The 16,263-nt window shown below is 71.4% G+C and carries 12 protein-coding genes; 2 read left to right on the top strand and 10 right to left on the bottom strand.

The genetic code is table 11. From position 1 onward, the window contains the following. Nucleotides 1-26: 26 nt before the first annotated feature. The 9 genes from ACWD02_RS22210 to ACWD02_RS22170 all read right to left on the bottom strand — a co-directional run bounded on the left by ACWD02_RS22210 (nt 27) and on the right by ACWD02_RS22170 (nt 10,921). Entirely contained in the window at nt 27-1,232 is a 1,206-nt protein-coding gene (locus ACWD02_RS22210) for a pseudouridine synthase (RefSeq protein WP_451213460.1), read from the bottom strand. A gap of 10 nt (nt 1,233-1,242) precedes the next feature. Next, nucleotides 1,243-1,908, bottom strand: a complete 666-nt coding sequence (gene scpB / locus ACWD02_RS22205) for an SMC-Scp complex subunit ScpB (RefSeq protein ID WP_451213457.1) — start codon at nt 1,906-1,908, stop codon at nt 1,243-1,245. Continuing rightward, nucleotides 1,905-2,891 carry a segregation and condensation protein A gene (locus ACWD02_RS22200; protein ID WP_451213455.1) on the bottom strand — a complete coding sequence of 329 codons (987 nt, stop codon included), beginning with the start codon at nt 2,889-2,891 and terminating at the stop codon, nt 1,905-1,907. The genes scpB and ACWD02_RS22200 overlap by 4 nt, the downstream gene beginning before the upstream one ends. 17 nt (nt 2,892-2,908) lie before the next feature. Beyond that, nucleotides 2,909-3,496: a hypothetical protein gene (locus ACWD02_RS22195; RefSeq protein ID WP_451213452.1), complete on the bottom strand. Its 588-nt coding sequence runs from the start codon at nt 3,494-3,496 to the stop codon at nt 2,909-2,911. Then, nucleotides 3,481-4,641 (bottom strand): ParA family protein, encoded by a 1,161-nt coding sequence (locus tag ACWD02_RS22190; protein WP_451213450.1) that lies wholly within the window; start codon nt 4,639-4,641, stop codon nt 3,481-3,483. Before ACWD02_RS22190 ends, ACWD02_RS22195 begins: the two co-directional genes overlap by 16 nt. Nucleotides 4,642-5,019: 378 nt before the next feature. After that, nucleotides 5,020-6,135, bottom strand: coding sequence for an alanine dehydrogenase (gene ald / locus ACWD02_RS22185; RefSeq protein ID WP_451214558.1), 1,116 nt, complete (start codon nt 6,133-6,135; stop codon nt 5,020-5,022). A 144-nt stretch (nt 6,136-6,279) separates the two neighbouring features. Then, nucleotides 6,280-8,379 (bottom strand): tetratricopeptide repeat protein, encoded by a 2,100-nt coding sequence (locus ACWD02_RS22180; protein WP_451213447.1) that lies wholly within the window; start codon nt 8,377-8,379, stop codon nt 6,280-6,282. A 170-nt stretch (nt 8,380-8,549) separates the two neighbouring features. After that, the gene (locus tag ACWD02_RS22175) at nt 8,550-9,176 is read right to left on the bottom strand and encodes an NUDIX domain-containing protein (protein WP_451213444.1); all 627 of its coding nucleotides are present in this window, start codon (nt 9,174-9,176) and stop codon (nt 8,550-8,552) included. Nucleotides 9,177-9,262: 86 nt separating this feature from the next. Next, nucleotides 9,263-10,921 (bottom strand): CTP synthase, encoded by a 1,659-nt coding sequence (locus ACWD02_RS22170; RefSeq protein WP_451213441.1) that lies wholly within the window; start codon nt 10,919-10,921, stop codon nt 9,263-9,265. Between the two features lie 409 nt (nt 10,922-11,330). On the opposite strand from ACWD02_RS22170, the gene ACWD02_RS22165 reads away from it, so the two are divergent. Further along, nucleotides 11,331-13,142: a glycoside hydrolase family 15 protein gene (locus ACWD02_RS22165; protein WP_451213438.1), complete on the top strand. Its 1,812-nt coding sequence runs from the start codon at nt 11,331-11,333 to the stop codon at nt 13,140-13,142. A gap of 147 nt (nt 13,143-13,289) precedes the next feature. After that, nucleotides 13,290-14,933: a PucR family transcriptional regulator gene (locus ACWD02_RS22160; RefSeq protein WP_451213435.1), complete on the top strand. Its 1,644-nt coding sequence runs from the start codon at nt 13,290-13,292 to the stop codon at nt 14,931-14,933. A gap of 21 nt (nt 14,934-14,954) precedes the next feature. Here the strand turns inward: ACWD02_RS22160 and ACWD02_RS22155 are convergent, their stop codons facing one another. After that, nucleotides 14,955-16,100: a glycosyltransferase family 4 protein gene (locus ACWD02_RS22155; protein ID WP_451213433.1), complete on the bottom strand. Its 1,146-nt coding sequence runs from the start codon at nt 16,098-16,100 to the stop codon at nt 14,955-14,957. Between the last annotated feature and the right edge of the window lie 163 nt (nt 16,101-16,263).

Here is a 16,263-nt window from a genome sequence, read left to right as displayed (position 1 = left end):
GCCGCCGATGTCGACCTCGGTACGGCCTAGAGGTCGACTTCCTGCATCAGCATGCCGACCTCGGTGTTCGAGAGCCTGCGCAGCCACCCCGACTTCTGGTCGCCGAGCGCGATCGGACCGAAGGATGTCCGCACCAGCTTGTCGACCGGGAAGCCGGCCTCCGCGAGCATGCGGCGCACGATGTGCTTGCGGCCCTCGTGCAGCGTCACCTCGACCAGGTAGTTCTTGCCGGTCTGCTCGACGACGCGGAAGTGGTCCGCGCGGGCGTACCCGTCCTCGAGCTGGATGCCGTCCTTGAGCTGCTTGCCCAGGTCACGCGGGATCGGGCCGACGATGTGCGCGAGGTAGACCTTCTTCACGCCGTACTTCGGGTGCGTGAGGCGGTGCGCCAGCTCACCGTGGTTGGTGAGCAGGATGACGCCCTCGGTCTCGGTGTCGAGCCGCCCGACGTGGAACAGCCGCGCCTCGCGGTTGTTCGTGTAGTCCCCGAGGCACTGCCGCCCCTCGGTGTCCTCCATGGTGGAGACGACACCGGCGGGCTTGTTCAGCGCGAAGAACTGGTACGACTGCGTGGCCACCGTCAGGCCGTCGACCTTGATCTCGTCCCGCTCGGGCTGGACCCGCAGGCCCTGCTCCAGGACGATCTCGCCGTTGACCTCGACGCGGGCCTGCTCGACCAGTTCCTCGCAGGCACGGCGCGAGCCGTAGCCCGCGCGGGCGAGGACCTTCTGCAGCCGCTCGCCCTCCTGCTCGGCGCCGGGGAAGGTCTTGGGCGGGCTGACCTTCGGCTTGCCCGCGTAACGCTCGCGGTTGCGCTCTTCCTGCCGCGCGTCGTACTCACGGGACGTCGCGGGAGCTCCCGCGCCGCGCCGCGTGCCCCTGTCCGAGCCCTGAGGGGCCCTGGGGCCGCCCTTGGCGCCACCGCGCGCGGCCGCGCCGCGGCCCTTGCGGGAGGCGTCGCCGCCCACGTCGTAGCGGCGCTCCTCGGGGCGGGGCTTGCTCTCGCGCTTCGGCGGCTGGTCGTCGCGCGCGCCACCGGCGCCGCGTCCCTGCCGGTCGGGGCTGTTGCCGGAACCCCGGTAGTCGCGGCCGCCACCGCTGTTGCCGCGGCCGCCACCGCTCGGGCGGCCACCACTGCTCGGGCGGCCACCGCTGCTGCCACGGCTGCCGCTGTTGCCACCACGGCTCCCGCCGTTGTTTCCGCTGCTGTTCCTGCCGTTGCTGCTTCGCATCAAATTTCCGTTAGTCGTCTGTGCTCTCGGTGTACTCGTAACCCGGCGCATCGGGTGCGTCCGGATCGAACGACGGAACGCCCTCAAGGGTCTCGGCCTCGATCGCCTCCGCCTCGGGGAGGAAAGGCGCGAGCTCCGGGAGCTCGTCCAGGCCGCGCAGGCCCATCCGCTCCAGAAAGTAGTTCGTCGTCCTGTACAGGATCGCACCTGTTTCGGGTTCCGCGCCCGCCTCCTCCACCAGACCCCTCTGGAGAAGCGTCCGCATCACGCCGTCACAGTTCACCCCGCGCACCGCGGAGACCCTGGAACGGCTGACCGGCTGGCGGTACGCGACGACCGCGAGGGTCTCCAGGGCCGCCTGGGTGAGCCGTGCCTGCTGCCCGTCGAGCACGAAGCGCTCCACGGCCGCGGCGTACTCGGGCCGCGTGTAGAACCGCCAGCCGCCCGCCACCAGCCGCAGCTCGAAGCCCCGCTTCTGCGCGGTGTACTCGTCGGCCAGCTCCCGCAGCGCGTCGGCGACCTGCCGCCGGGGCCGGTCGAGGATCTTGGCGAGGTGCTCCTCGGTGGCCGGTTCGTCGACGACCATGAGGACGGCCTCCAAGGCGGGCCGCAGCTCCAGATCGGCGACGGCGCCCGCCAGGTCTCCCGCGGGACTCTCCGCACTCGTGGGGCTCATGTGGCCGTCTCCTCACTCGTCTCGCCCGTCGTCTCGGGCGCGCGGTCGAACTCGTCGGTCACCGTCGGCTCCCCTTCGCCGTCCCCGCCGGTCCACCGCACCATCAGCTCGCCCAGGGCGGCCTCCTGGTCGAGTTCCACGGCCTTCTCGCGGTACAGCTCCAGGAGCGCGAGGAAGCGGGCGACGACGGTGAGGGTGTCCCCCGCGTCCTCCACGAGCACCTGGAAGCTGAGCTCGCCCCGCTCCCGGAGCCGGGCCACCACCACCCCGGCCTGCTCCTGCACGGAAACGAGCGGGGCATGGATGTGGTCGACGTACACCTGGGGCTTCGCACGGGGCTGCATCGCCTTCACCGCGATCCGGGCGAACCCCTCCGCGCCGATGCTGATGACGACCTCGGGAAGCAGCTCCGCGTGGTGGGCCTCGAGGCCGACGGTGCGCGGATAGCGCCGCGCCTCCTCCTCGAGCCGCTCGCTGAAGATGTCGGCGATCCGTTTGTACGCGCGGTACTGGAGCAGCCGGGCGAAGAGCAGGTCCCGCGCTTCGAGCAGCGCGAGATCCGCCTCGTCCTCGACCTCGGCGGAGGGCAGGAGCCGGGCCGCCTTGAGATCGAGCAGGGTGGCGGCGACCACGAGGAACTCGGTGGTCTGATCCAGGTCCCAGTCGGGCCCCATGGCGCGGATGTACGCCATGAACTCGTCGGTCACCGTGGACAGCGCCACTTCGGTGACGTCCATCTTGTGCTTCGAGATGAGCTGAAGCAGCAGATCGAAGGGGCCCTCGAAGTTGGCGAGGCGGACCTTGAACCGCCCGTCGTCCGGCTCGGGCTCCGACTCGGACTCGGGCTTTGGCTCCGGCTCGGCAAGCGGCTCCGGTTCGGGAATCGGCTCCGGTTCCGGCGCGGGCTCCGCGGGAGCCGCACCCGGGCCGCGCCCCAGCGCACGCCGACGGGCGGCCGGTGCGGAATCGTCGTTCGGGGGCATCGGCGGGAACGCTACCGCTACCGCCCGCGCAACCGTCGTACGAGAATGCTCGCGTCCCCGCGGGACTCCAGATCCGCGAGCACCACGGCCACCGCCTCGCGGACGATGCGCCCGCGGTCGACGGCGAGCCCGTGCTCGCCCCGCAGCACGAGACGCGCGTGCTCCAGGTCCATCAGCTCCTCGGCGGAGACATACACGGTGATCTTCTCGTCGTGCCGCTCGCGCCCGCTGGGCCGCCGGTTGGCCGCCCGTGCGCGCCGCCGAGCCTGTGCCGTGGAGGAGGCGTTCGCGGACCGGCCGCCGCCCTGTGCGGCGGCGCCCTCCTGGTCCTGCCCCTGGGCGGAGCGGCCCTCGGCGCCGGCCGGCCGGCTGCGGGATTCACCCGACTCCGCGTCGGCGGCGCCGTGTTCGGCGCCGTCACCGCCGTCTCCCGCCGTGACAGTGCCGTGCGCGTCGACGGCAGCGGCCTCGTCGCTCTCGCCCGCGGGTGCGGGCACCCGCGTCTCGCCGTTGGTCTGGCGTCGCGGGGACGACGACTGCAGCGCCATCCCCCCGGTCGTACGGAACAGTTCGTCGGCCCCCGGCAGACTCACTCGGCGTGACACCGGGCGAGCACCTCCCTGGCGAGCTGGCGATAAGCGGCCGCGCCGACCGAGTTCGATGCGTACGTCGTGATCGGCTCACCGGCGACCGTGGTCTCCGGGAAGCGGACCGTGCGTCCGATCACCGTGTGGTACACGTGATCGTCGAAGGCCTCGACCACTCGCGCGAGCACCTCACGGCTGTGCACCGTGCGGGAGTCGTACATGGTGGCCAGGATGCCGTCGAGCTCCAGGTCGGGGTTGAGCCGCTCCTGGACCTTCTCGATGGTCTCCGTGAGCAGGGCCACACCGCGCAGCGCGAAGAACTCGCACTCGAGCGGCACGATCACCTTGTGAGCCGCCGTCAGGGCGTTCACGGTGAGCAGGCCGAGCGAGGGCTGACAGTCGATCACGATGTAGTCGTAGTCCTGCATCAGCGGCTTCAACGCCCGCTGCAGCGTGGACTCGCGCGCGACCTCGCTCACCAACTGCACCTCGGCGGCGGACAGGTCGATGTTGCTGGGCAGCAGGTCCATGTTCGGGACCGCCGTCTTCAGCAGCACCTCGTCGGCCGACATGCCCCGCTCCATGAGCAGGTTGTAGACCGTCAGGTCCAGCTCCATCGGGTTCACCCCGAGGCCCACCGAGAGGGCGCCCTGCGGGTCGAAGTCGACCAGCAGGACCCGGCGTCCGTACTCCGCGAGCGCGGCACCCAGGTTGATGGTCGACGTCGTCTTGCCCACGCCGCCCTTCTGGTTGCACATCGCGATGATCTTCGCGGGGCCGTGATCGGTCAGCGGACCCGGAATCGGGAAGTACGGCAGCGGGCGTCCGGTGGGACCGATGCGCTCACGGCGCTGACGGGCCGCGTCCGGGGCCAGCGTGGCCGCGTACTCGGGATCGGGCTCGTACTCGGCGTCAGGGTCGTAGAAGTGCCCCTGGGGCAGTTCCTCGTAGTCGGCGAGTTGGGTGTGGGTGGTGTTCTCGCCACTCCGGTCGCCGGCCATGGCGTTCACGTGATGGCCATCCATGCTCTGGGGTCCAGACGATGTCGACTGGGTCGCTTGCGTCGGCTGTGTCTGCTGAGGGTTCTGGCGGGCTGCGAAGGTGCGGACAGCGACGGAGCCGACAGCCTCGAGCCCCACGGGTCCTTGGCCGCGCTCAGACATTCCTGGTTGACCACCCCCGGGAGCAAATGTCGACTCATTCACAAGTCGTCTTACCTCCTTGGTGACCAGGAAATTTCTCGATAGGTCAGCGTGGCACCATGCCGACGGTTGGCGACTCTATGGCGTGTCACCGGTCCGCAGCAACACAATCCGCCGGACCCGGCCCGATGTGTCGGCAATCGAACGCCCCCATGTCAAGGGTGTGCGGCGTGTCTTCGGCGCGTTTCCGGGGTGTGCGAATCGGTTAAAGGGTTACGTTCAAGGCGAGTTGACCATGTCCACGGACATACGCATACGGCCGGACCCCTCTCAAGGTCCGGCCGTGGGCGTGAGATTGACGACTTTCGTTGACGAAAGCGGTCAGGTTCAGCTTCGGGTTCAGCCGAGGAGCGTCTCCAGCTCGACGTGGTCGAGGCCGTGCGACTCGGCGACCTCCTTGTAAACGACCTTGCCGTCATGGGTGTTGAGACCCAGGGCGAGCGCGTGGTCACGGCGCAGCGCCTCGACCCAGCCGCGGTTCGCCAGCTCGACGATGTACGGCATCGTCGCGTTGGTCAGCGCGTACGTCGAGGTGTTGGGCACCGCGCCGGGCATGTTGGCGACGCAGTAGAACACCGAGTTGTGGACCGGGAAGGTCGGCTCGGCGTGCGTCGTCGGGTGCGAGTCCTCGAAGCAGCCGCCCTGGTCGATCGCGATGTCGACAAGGACACTTCCCGGCTTCATGCGCGAGACGAGCTCGTTGGTGACGAGCTTCGGCGCCTTGGCGCCCGGGATGAGGACGGCGCCGATGACGAGGTCGGCGTCGAGGCAGGCCTTCTCGAGCTCGAAGGCGTTGGAGACGACGGTCTGGATCTTCGTGCCGAAGATCTTGTCCGCCTCCTTGAGCTTGTTGATGTCCTTGTCGAGCAGGGTCACGTGGAAGCCCATGCCGATGGCGATCTGCGCGGCGTTCCAGCCGGAGACGCCACCGCCGATGACGACGGCCTTGCCGGCCGCGACACCCGGGACACCGCCGGGCAGCACACCGCGGCCGCCCTGGGCGGCCATCAGGTGGTAGGCGCCGACCTGCGGGGCCAGGCGGCCCGCGACCTCGGACATCGGGGCGAGCAGCGGGAGCGCGCGGTTCGCGGTCTCGACGGTCTCGTACGCGATGGCGGTCGTGCCGGACTCCAGGAGCGCGTCCGTGCACTCCTTGGAAGCGGCCAGGTGCAGGTAGGTGAAGAGGGTCTGGTCCTTGCGGAGGCGGTGGTACTCCTCGGCGATGGGCTCCTTGACCTTCAGGAGGAGGTCGGCCGTCGCCCAGACCTCGTCCGCGGTGTCCAGGATGACGGCGCCCGCGGAGACGTACTCCGCGTCCGTGATCGAGGAGCCGACACCGGCGTTCCGCTCGATGACGACCTGGTGGCCATGGCGCACCAGCTCATGCACGCCGGCGGGGGTGATGGCCACCCGGAACTCGTTGTTCTTGACCTCGCGGGGGATGCCGACCTTCACGTCGATCACGGTCCTCTTGGCTCAGGGATTCTTCGGGCATTGCACTACATACCGATACACAAGAGGGCGCATCGGAGACACCACGGAAGTACGCGGCGGAGCCAGTCTAATGAAGGACTTCTCGCTGTCTAGCCTTTCAAAGCATCAATCTTCTACGGTAGTGCTGCGGATTTCGTAGGCGGAGGGTGTGGCTCCAGCTTGCGATGCAAGCCCGGGGACCTGCTCCGCCCCCGTTCCCAGCATGCGGTCGGCGGCACTGCGGTGCAGCCGGGCGGCCGCCGGGTCGCCGAGCCGGTCCAGGGTGTCGGCCAGCCTGAGCTGCAGCGCGGCCTGGAGACGTACGTCACCGGCCTGCCGCGCCCAGTCGACGGCCTCCTGGCAGGTGCGCAGCGACTCCTCGGGCCGCCCCGCGTACTCCTGCACCCGCGCCAGCTCGCTCAACGCCCTTGCCTGGCCCGCCACATCACCGGCCTTGCGGTAGCCGGTGACCGCCGAGCTCCAGTTGCGCAGCGCCTCGCCGTAACGGCCCGCGTACGTGTGCGCCGTCGCGATGCGGCCGTACAGGCGGGCTGCGTCGGTGCGCTCGTCTCGCGCGAGGCGCTGGGCGAGTGCGCGCCCGAACCAGTCGGAGGCCCGCGACCAGTCCCCCAGCTCCTGGTAGGCGCCGCCTACGGATTCCATCGCGCGGCCGGTCGCGTACGGGTCATTTGCTTCCCGTCCGGCGTCCAGAGCGAGCCGATATCGCACCAGTGCCTCTTGCGTACGCCCTGTCCGCGCGTCCAGATCCGCCAGATTCAGCAGGGCGGCGGCCTTCTCGCGGGGCAGGTTCCGCCGCTCGGCGACATCGAGGACGAGCCGGTGTACGCCGTACAGCTCGGGAGCGGCTTCCTCCGTGCCCCGGTGGGCGACCAGGGCCCGCGTCAGAGCCGCCATCAGGCGCCGCGCGAGGGTGTCGAGCTCCCCGTCGGCGACGGCGAGGCGGGCCGCGGCGAGCAGGGCGGGCTGCCGGATGCGCAGCCACTCGGAGGCGGCCGCCGGGTTGGGGAACCGCAGGGCGCGCGGCAGCCCGGCGAGCTTCTTGCGGGCGCCGGAGCCGTCCGGCTCCGTGACCGCCCGGCAGGACTGGAGGAGGCGTACGGTCCGCTCCAGCATCCTGGCCCGCGCGAGCTGCACCTCGGCGGGCCGGTCCTGGCTCTCGGTGCGCGCACGGAGCAGCGGCAGCAGGCAGGCCGGCAGCTCGTACTGCGGAAGGGTCGAATCCACGGCCCTGACCAGGCCGAGCTTCACGAAGTCGTCCAGGGTCGTACGGGCCGCGGAGACCGAGCAGCCCGCGAGCGCGGACGCGGTGTGCGGGTCGAGGTAGCCGGCCGGGGCGAGCGAGAGGTAGCGCAGTATCCGCGCGGCGGCCCCCGGCAGCGAGGTGTAGGAGAGCTCGAAGATGCGGGCGAGGGCACCGGCGGCGGACTCGTCCTCGGGCCGGTCGTGCACCTGCTTGGCCAGGTCGGCGACGGCCGCCTTGGGCCGCCCCGAGAGCCAGCCGCCGGCCAGGACGAGCGCGGCGGGGTGCGCGGCGCAGGCCTCGACCAGGCTCTCCGCCGACCGCGGGTCCACGGTGATGCGCACCGGGCCCGCCGCGCGGGAGAGCAGTTCGACCCCCGCGGCGGTGTCCAGGCCGCCCAGCGTGCAGGGCCGCACGTCCGGGATCCCGGTGAGCGGGCCCTCCGACACGGCGACGACCAGGCACTCGGGCGCGTCCGGGAGCAGCGGGTCGACCTGCTCGGCGTCCGCGGCGCCGTCGAGAAGCAGCAGGGCCCTGCGGTCCGACAGGGCTTCACGGAGCACTTCGGCGAGCTCGTCCTCGTCGGCGCCCGGCGGCGCGGGGACCTGGAGGGCGTCGAGGAGCTCCCGGGCGGTGCGTTCCGTGGGCACGCGCGTGCCGTCGGGTTCGGTGAGGTGGGCGCGCAGCACCCCGTCGGGGTAGTCGTCGGCGACCTGCCGGGCGAGTTCCGCGGCGAGCGCGGAGCGGCCCGAGCCGGGGCGGCCCGCGATGAGGAGCACCCGCGCCCGGGGTGCCTTGCGGCCCGCGATGGTGTCGAGCCCCGCACGGTCGATGTCGGCGCGCAGCTCTTTCAACTCCCTGCGCCGGCCGACGAATTGACCGTCCTCGGAAGTCTGGGCCGGAGCGGGCCACGGCACCGCGCCGCCCGCCGCCGCACCGTCCGTGTCGACCGCCTGATCCGTCACGGGTCATGCTCCGTCCGCCTGCGCGCGAACCCGCCGGGACTCCGGTCGGGACGCTTCCAGAGCCTAGTTCAGGCCCTGGCGTCTCCCCTGGCGAGCGGCACGCACAAGTCCCCCGATCGGATCAGCAGATCGTCACACCGGAGGACTTGGGTGGGCCGGAGCGGCGCCTCTCAGGCCTCGAAGGGGCGCGCGGGCCAGGGTGCCTCGGCGGGACGCAGCGCGTCGACGCCGTCGCCGCTCAGCGCTGCGGTCAGCGAAAGGGCGCCCACGACCAGGCAGTTGTTGTGCAGCTCACCGGCGAGCACACCGCGTACGAGCTCTTCGAGCGGTACGCGCGCCAGCTCCATGTCGGCCTCCTCCTCGGAGACCTCGAAGCGCTCTCCGTCGGCCTCGGACAGATCGCGGGCCAGGAAGATCCGCACGGCCTCGTCGCAGCCGCCGGGCGTGGTGTAGACGTCGGTCAGGACACGCCAGTCCTCGGCCTTGACGTGCGCCTCTTCGTAGAGCTCGCGCTGGGCGGCGTGCAAGGGGTTCTCGCCGGGAATGTCGAGCAGGCCCGCCGGGATCTCCCACAGCTTGTGGCGGACTGGGTGGCGGTACTGGCTCAGGACCAGGACGCGGCCCTCGTCGTCCAGGGCGAGCACCGCGACCGAGCCGGGGTGCACCTGGTAGTCACGGTGGACGACGGACCCGTCGGGCATGACCACGTCGTCGGTGCGGACCGAGGTCTTGTTCCCCACGAAGGGCGTCTTCGTCGCCGTGACCTGCCACTCCTCGGCGGTGTCCTTGATCGTCATGTCGCCCTGTCCTCCCACACGTGCAAACAGAAACCGGGGCACGCGCCTCACAAGGCTCGTACCCCGGCAACCGTATCGCTCTTGTGTTACTTGCCCGTCTGGCGCTCCACCGCGGCCTTCACCAGGCCCGCGAAGAGCGGGTGCGGACGCGTCGGGCGCGAGCGCAGCTCCGGGTGGGCCTGGGTGGCGACCAGGTAGGGGTGGACCTCGCGGGGGTACTCGACGTACTCGACGAGCTTGCCGTCCGGGGACGTGCCGGAGAAGAGGATGCCTGCCTTCTTCTCGAGCTCGGCGCGGTAGGAGTTGTTCACCTCGTAGCGGTGACGGTGGCGCTCCTCGACGTACTCCTTGCCGTCGTACACCTCACGGGCGATGGAACCCTCGGCGAGCTTCGCGGGGTACATGCCCAGGCGCATCGTGCCGCCCATGTCGCCCTCACCGGCGACGATGTCCAGCTGCTCCGCCATGGTCGAGATGACCGGGTGGGACGTCGCGGCGTCGAACTCCGTGGAGTTGGCGTCGGGGATGTCCGCGAGGTTGCGGGCGGCCTCGACGACGATGCACTGCAGGCCGAGGCAGATGCCGAGCAGCGGCACCTTGTTCTCGCGGGCGTACTGGATGGCGCTGACCTTGCCGTTGACGCCGCGCTCGCCGAAACCGCCGGGGATCAGGATGCCGTCGACGTCGCCGAGCTGCTTGGCGGCGCCCGCCGGGGTCTTGCAGTCGTCGGAGGTGACCCACTTGACCTTGACGCGGGCGCGGTTGGCGAAGCCGCCGGCGCGCAGGGCCTCGGTCACCGAGAGGTAGGCGTCGGGCAGGTCGATGTACTTGCCGACCAGCGCGATGGTGACCTCGTGGTTCGGGTTGTGCACCCGGTCCAGGAGGTCCTCCCACTGGGTCCAGTTCACGTCGCGGAACGGGAGGTCCAGCTTGCGGACCACGTACGCGTCCAGGCCCTCGGTGTGCAGGACCTTGGGGATGTCGTAGATCGACGGCGCGTCCTTGCAGGCCACGACCGCGTCCTCGTCGACGTCGCACATCAGCGAGATCTTGCGCTTGATGGCGGTCGGCACGTCGCGGTCGGCGCGCAGCACGATGGCGTCCGGCTGGATACCGATGTTGCGCAGGGCCGCGACCGAGTGCTGGGTCGGCTTGGTCTTCAGCTCGCCGGAGGGGCCGATGTAGGGCAGCAGCGAGATGTGCACCACGAAGACGTTGTCGCGGCCGACCTCGTGGCGCACCTGGCGGACGGTCTCCAGGAACGGCAGGGACTCGATGTCGCCCACCGTGCCGCCGACCTCCGTGATGACGACGTCGACGTCGTCGGTGGCCATGCGGCGGATGCGGTGCTTGATCTCGTTCGTGATGTGCGGGATGACCTGCACCGTGTCGCCGAGGTACTCGCCGCGCCGCTCCTTGGCGATGACCTGCGAGTAGACCTGGCCGGTGGTCACATTGGCCGTGCCGTCGAGGTCGACGTCCAGGAAGCGCTCGTAGTGGCCGATGTCCAGGTCGGTCTCGGCGCCGTCGTTCGTGACGAACACCTCACCGTGCTGGAAGGGGTTCATCGTGCCGGGGTCGACGTTCAGGTACGGGTCGAGCTTCTGCATGGTGACGCGCAGGCCGCGCGCCTTGAGGAGCGCACCCAGGCTCGAGGCAGTCAGACCCTTGCCGAGGGAAGAGGCGACACCCCCGGTGACGAAGATGTGCTTGGTCGTCGATGACGCAGAGGATCGAGTCTGCATGGCCAAGAGGGGGCTCCCGTGGTCGCGGTTCGAAGGGTGCGTACCGGCCTCGTCCCAGGATTTGGAGGAGGTGCCGTCGCTGCGGTTCGGGGGTTCGATGACCACCGGCTCACGGGCTACCAGGGTATCAGCGCTCGGGCGAGGCTGCTTCCGGCCACGCTCGGGCACTCCCGTCACACCTCCCTCACCAGGCGCTCACCCGTTCGGCGCAGGCTGGTTGCCGGGAGCGGCGCGCAGATCACCGGGGTGCGTCGTATCCTGCTCGGACACTCGCTGCCGAGCCGGACCGACTAACGGCAATCACCCCCTACCGTTCTTGGAACAAGAGGCTCGCGCAGTTCGTTTCACAGCGAACCCTTGACCGTAGTAGCGAGCGCCCCGAGAGGGCGACGTGGCCGTTTGACTGGAGATGCACGTGGCCGGGCGCATCGAGGATTACGCACTCATCGGAGACATGCAGACCGCTGCCCTGGTCTGCCGGGACGGCACAGTCGACTGGCTGTGCCTGCCCCGCTTCGACTCTCACGCCATCTTCGCCGGATTGCTCGGCACGGAGGAGCACGGATTCTGGCGGCTCGGGCCCGCTCACAGCCCCGACGCCCCACCGCCGACAGCCGCGCGGCGCACGTACCGCGGCGACTCGCTGATCCTGGAATCCGAGTGGGACACCCCGCGCGGCACGGTCCGCGTGACCGATTTCATGCCGCCGCGCGACACGGACGCCCCGCAGCTGGTGCGGATCGTCGAGGGCGTCAGCGGCCGGGTGCCGATGCGCTCCGCCCTGCGGATGCGTTTCTCGTACGGCCGGGTCGTGCCCTGGGTGCACAAGGTCGACGACCGCACCGTGGCCGTCGCGGGGCCCGACTCCGTGTGGCTCGACACGACGGCCGAGACCTTCGGCAAGGACCTCACGACGTACTCGGACTTCACGGTCTCGCCCGGTGACCGGGTCGCGTTCACCATCTCGTGGCAGCCCTCGCACAAGGAGCCGCCGCCGCCCGCCGAGCCCGAGAACGCCCTCGTGGCGACGCAGGACTTCTGGCGGGAGTGGGTGGACCACTGCACGTACCACGGCCCGTACCGCGAGGCCGTGGTCCGCTCGCTGATCACCCTGAAGGCCCTGACGTACGCCCCCACGGGCGGCATCGTCGCGGCGCCCACGACGTCGCTGCCGGAGGACGTCGGAGGCTCCCGCAACTGGGACTACCGCTACACCTGGCTGCGCGACGCCGCCATCACGCTCTCCTCGCTCCTGCGCACCGGATACCGCGAGGAGGCCCGCGCCTGGCGCGAGTGGCTGCTCCGCGCGGTGGCGGGCGACCCCGAGAACCTGCAGATCATGTACGGCATCGCGGGCGAGCGCGAGCTCGGCGAGGCCGAGCTCGACTGGCTGCCGGGGTACGAGGGCTCGACGCCGGTCCGGGCCGGCAACGGCGCCGCGCACCAGCTCCAGCTCGATGTGTACGGCGAGGTCACCGAGGCCCTGCACCTGGCGCACATGACGGGCCTGGCCCGCAGCGACTACGCCTCGCTGCTCCAGCTCAAGCTGATCCGCTATCTGGAGACGCACTGGGACCAGCCGGACGAGGGCATCTGGGAGGTCCGCGGCCCGCGCCGCCACTTCGTGCACTCCAAGGTGATGGTGTGGGTCGCCGTCGACCGCACGATCAAGCTCATCGAGTCCGGTGACGCGGACGGCCCCCTGGACAAGTGGCGCGACCTGCGCGACGACATCCACCGGGACGTCTGCGAGAAGGGCTACGACAAGGAGCGGAACACGTTCACCCAGTCGTACGGCTCGAAGGAGCTGGACGCCTCGCTGCTCCTCATCCCGCAGATGGGCTTCCTGCCGCCCGACGACAAGCGGGTGATCGGCACGATCGAGGCGATCCAGCGGGAGCTCTCGACGTCGGACGGCTTCATCCTGCGCTACCCCACCACCGGCGACGCCGCGGGCGTGGACGGCCTCGAAGGCGACGAGGGCGCCTTCCTGGCCTGTTCGTTCTGGATGGCGGACGACCTGGCGATGATCGGCCGCGTCGACGAGGCCCGCAAGCTCTTCGAGAAGCTGCTCGCGCTCCGCAACGACCTGGGGCTGCTGGCCGAGGAGTGGGATCCGCGGCTGCAGCGCCAGGTCGGCAACTTCCCGCAGGCGTTCAGCCACGTGCCGCTGATCGACACGGCACTGCGGCTGACGGCCAGCGGGGCGTACGGCGGTTAGCGAGGCTCCTCGGGGACCCCTTGGTCACGGGCGGCGACGGATTCTCCGTCGCCGCCCGTGCGAGTTGTCGGGGTATGAGCGGAACAGATCACTCCCGTAACCGGTCGGAGATGTTCTGGGGAGGTATCCGCAGGTACCGTCCGCTCCATGGAAAGTCAGGGCACGCAGGGCACTCAGGGCGGCATCACCGTGCAGCGTGCCCTGGAACTTCCGGGTCTGCGCGGCGGGCTGCCCGAGGTGGTCGCGGGCGCCGAGCGGCTGCAGCGCACGGTGCGGTGGGTGCACGCGGGCGAGGTGCCGAACATCGCCTCGCTCCTCAAGGGCGGCGAGCTGCTCCTGACCACGGGCCTCGGCCTCGGCGCGCGCCCCGCCGAGCAGCGCGTCTTCGTGCGCAAGCTCGCCGAGCGCGGCATCGCGGCCCTCGTCGTCGAGCTGGGCCCGCGCTTCGCACGGCTGCCCGCGGCGATCGTGGAGACGGCGCGCGCCGCGGGTCTTCCGCTGGTGCAGCTGCACCGGGAGGTGCCGTTCGTGACGGTCACCGAGGAGATCCACACCGAGATCGTCAACGGCCACTACGCGCTGCTCCAGCGGGCCGATGAGGTCCACCGGCGCTGCACGGAGGCGCTGCTCGGCGGGGGCGGCGTCCCTCAAGTGCTGCGCGTCCTGGCGGACTTCAGCGGTAACCCGGTGTTCCTCGAGTCGCCGGACGGGCAGCTCCTGTACGCCGCCGGGGCGGGCACGGAGTGTGCCGATCCGCTCCAGGTGTGGGAGGGGCTGCGGGGCCGGTCCGTCGACCGGGCCGGGCCGCCCGCGGGCGCGCTGCTCGTCGACGTGCCGGGCGGCGGCCCCGGTGCGGGTTCGGTGCGCGCCCGCCTCGTGCTGCTCGCCGTGGAGTCCGCGCTGCTCCCTGTGCACCGGATCGCGGCGGAGCGGGCCGCGGGCTCGCTCGCGGTGGTCCTGATGCAGGCGCGCCAGGAGGAGGAGCTCGCCGCGCGGGGCCGGGGCGACTTCCTGACCGATCTGGCGGAGGGGCGGATCCTGGCCGACGACGCGCCCGCCCAGGCGCGGGTGCTCGGCTTCAAGCCCGGCGAGAGCCCGCTGCTGCCGGTGGTGATGCGCCTCGCGGACGGATTGCCGCCCGGCGGGGGCTGGGCGGTGCTCGCGCGGGCGGTGGCGGAGGAGCTCGCGGCGGTGGGGGTGCCGGTGCTGCTCGGCGTGCGTCCGGTCGAGGGGCGCGTACCCCTGCTGCTCGGACTGCGCTCGGAGTCCGAGCGCACCGCGGTGGCCGACCGGGTCGCCGCCGCGCTGCGGGCGGGCGTGGAGCGGGCGGGGATGCAGCGGGCCGGGGCGCTGCCGCCGGTCGTGGTGGTCGGGGTCGCGGGCGGCTGGGCGGCGGCTTCGGCGGGGCTCCGGCACGCGGCGGAGACAGCGACGGCCGCGCAGGGCCTCATCGACCGCCCCTGGTACGACGCGCGGCGCCTGGACATCGACCTGCTGCTGTGGCGCCTGCACAACTACGACGACTCGGCGCTCGCGGCGTTCGTGGACCGTGCGATCGGCCCGCTGCGCACCCACGACCTGCGCTCGAAGCCGCCGCTGCTGCCCACCCTGCAGACGTATCTGGCGCATGCGGGACGCAAGGCGGAGACGGCGCGCGAACTGCACCTGAACCGTCAGACGCTCTACAACCGCCTCGCCCGGATCAGTGAGCTCCTCGGCACGGACCTGGACGACCCGCAGACGGTGCTCGCGCTGAGCCTGGCCCTGCGGGCGCGCAGGCATGTGGCGTAGCGACGCCGTCCCGCCCCTGCCCTACATGCCGAACGGCCGCGTCAACTCGTCGTAGACGCTGAGGACCTGGGTGACCGTCTCGTCCTCGGTCGGCCACGTCGCCGCCTGCACCGTGCCCTTGTCCTTGAGGCGCTCCCGGAGCGCCGGGTCGGCGAGGAGTCGCGCGACGGCGGTGGCCAGGGCCTCGGCGTCCCCGTACGGGACGAGCACGGCGGCGTCGCCGACCAGTTCGGGGATGCCGCCGACGGCGGTCGCGACGAGCGGCACGCGCGCGTGCAGGGCCTCCTGGGCGAGCACGGAACGGGCCTCCCAACTGCTGGGCAGCACCACGAGGTCGGCCGCCGCGAGCATTTCCGGTACGTCGTCGCGCCGCCCGACGAGCCGGACCGGCAGCCCCTCGCCGTCGATGCGGCGCTGCAGGGCGCCGCGTTCCGGCCCCTCGCCCGCGATGACGAGGAGCGGCAGGGGGTCGAGGTGGCGCCACGCGCGCGTGGCCTCCAGGAGGACGTCGTAGCCGCGCTGCCGTTCCAGCGTGCCGAGCGTGACGATCAATGGCCTTCCGACGGCGCCCAGTTCGGCGAGCGCCTTGTGGCGCAGTCCCTCGGCGTCCTCGGCGTCGCCTCCCGCCCCGGTCACCGGCCGCGGCGCGGGGAACGTGACGGGGGCGAGCCGGGCGTCCCGCGCGCCCCTGCTGCGGGCGCGGTCGACGAGGTCGGACGAGGTGCCGAGAACCACGGCCGCGGCCTTGGCGACGCGTCGCTCAAGGAGGCGCAGGAGGCGGGCGCGCGCGCCTTCCGCGTGCACGCGCGTGTGCCAGGTGACGACGAGGGGGGTACGGCGGCCGGTGAGCGCGAGGGCGGCGCGGAGCGCGGCGTGCAGACCGTGCGCGTGCACCAGGTCGGCGTCGGCGCAGGCCAGGCGGAGGGAGGCGACGGACGCGGGGTCGCTGCTGCGGGGTACGTGTACGTGCCGGGCGCCGGTGCCCGTGAGGTCGTAGGCGTCGGCCGCCTCGGTGGGGGCGCACACCGTGACCCGCACGCCCCGCGCCGCGAGGCCGGCGGCCAGCGACCTGACGTGGGCACTGCTGCCCGCGCTGCCACCGCCCAGGACCTGCACGGTGTGCATCGGGGACTGACCGTGCGGTGAGTGGCTGCTCACGTGGCTCACGTAGCCGGGGCTCCTGGGTAGGCGTCGGGGGCTGCGCCAAGGATGCCAGTCCGTACGGACGTTCCGGCACCGCCGAAAGGTCTCTTCCGTGTCAGGGCGGGCAACTCCCTGACGCGGATCACCCACACGGGTGAGGACAACGAGGATTCAGCACCGCGAACGG

The sequence above is a fragment of the Streptomyces sp. NPDC002853 genome (assembly GCF_053591915.1).
This window is presented reverse-complemented; position numbering and strand designations above follow the sequence as displayed.

Coding starts and splice junctions, on each gene's coding strand:
- ACWD02_RS22210 (WP_451213460.1), bottom strand. CDS start 1,232: ATGCGAAGCAGCAACGGCAGGAACAGCAGCGGAAACAACGGCGGGAGC.
- scpB (WP_451213457.1), bottom strand. CDS start 1,908: ATGAGCCCCACGAGTGCGGAGAGTCCCGCGGGAGACCTGGCGGGCGCC.
- ACWD02_RS22200 (WP_451213455.1), bottom strand. CDS start 2,891: ATGCCCCCGAACGACGATTCCGCACCGGCCGCCCGTCGGCGTGCGCTG.
- ACWD02_RS22190 (WP_451213450.1), bottom strand. CDS start 4,641: ATGTCTGAGCGCGGCCAAGGACCCGTGGGGCTCGAGGCTGTCGGCTCC.
- ACWD02_RS22175 (WP_451213444.1), bottom strand. CDS start 9,176: ATGACGATCAAGGACACCGCCGAGGAGTGGCAGGTCACGGCGACGAAG.
- ACWD02_RS22170 (WP_451213441.1), bottom strand. CDS start 10,921: ATGCAGACTCGATCCTCTGCGTCATCGACGACCAAGCACATCTTCGTC.
- ACWD02_RS22165 (WP_451213438.1), top strand. CDS start 11,331: ATGCACGTGGCCGGGCGCATCGAGGATTACGCACTCATCGGAGACATG.
- ACWD02_RS22160 (WP_451213435.1), top strand. CDS start 13,290: ATGGAAAGTCAGGGCACGCAGGGCACTCAGGGCGGCATCACCGTGCAG.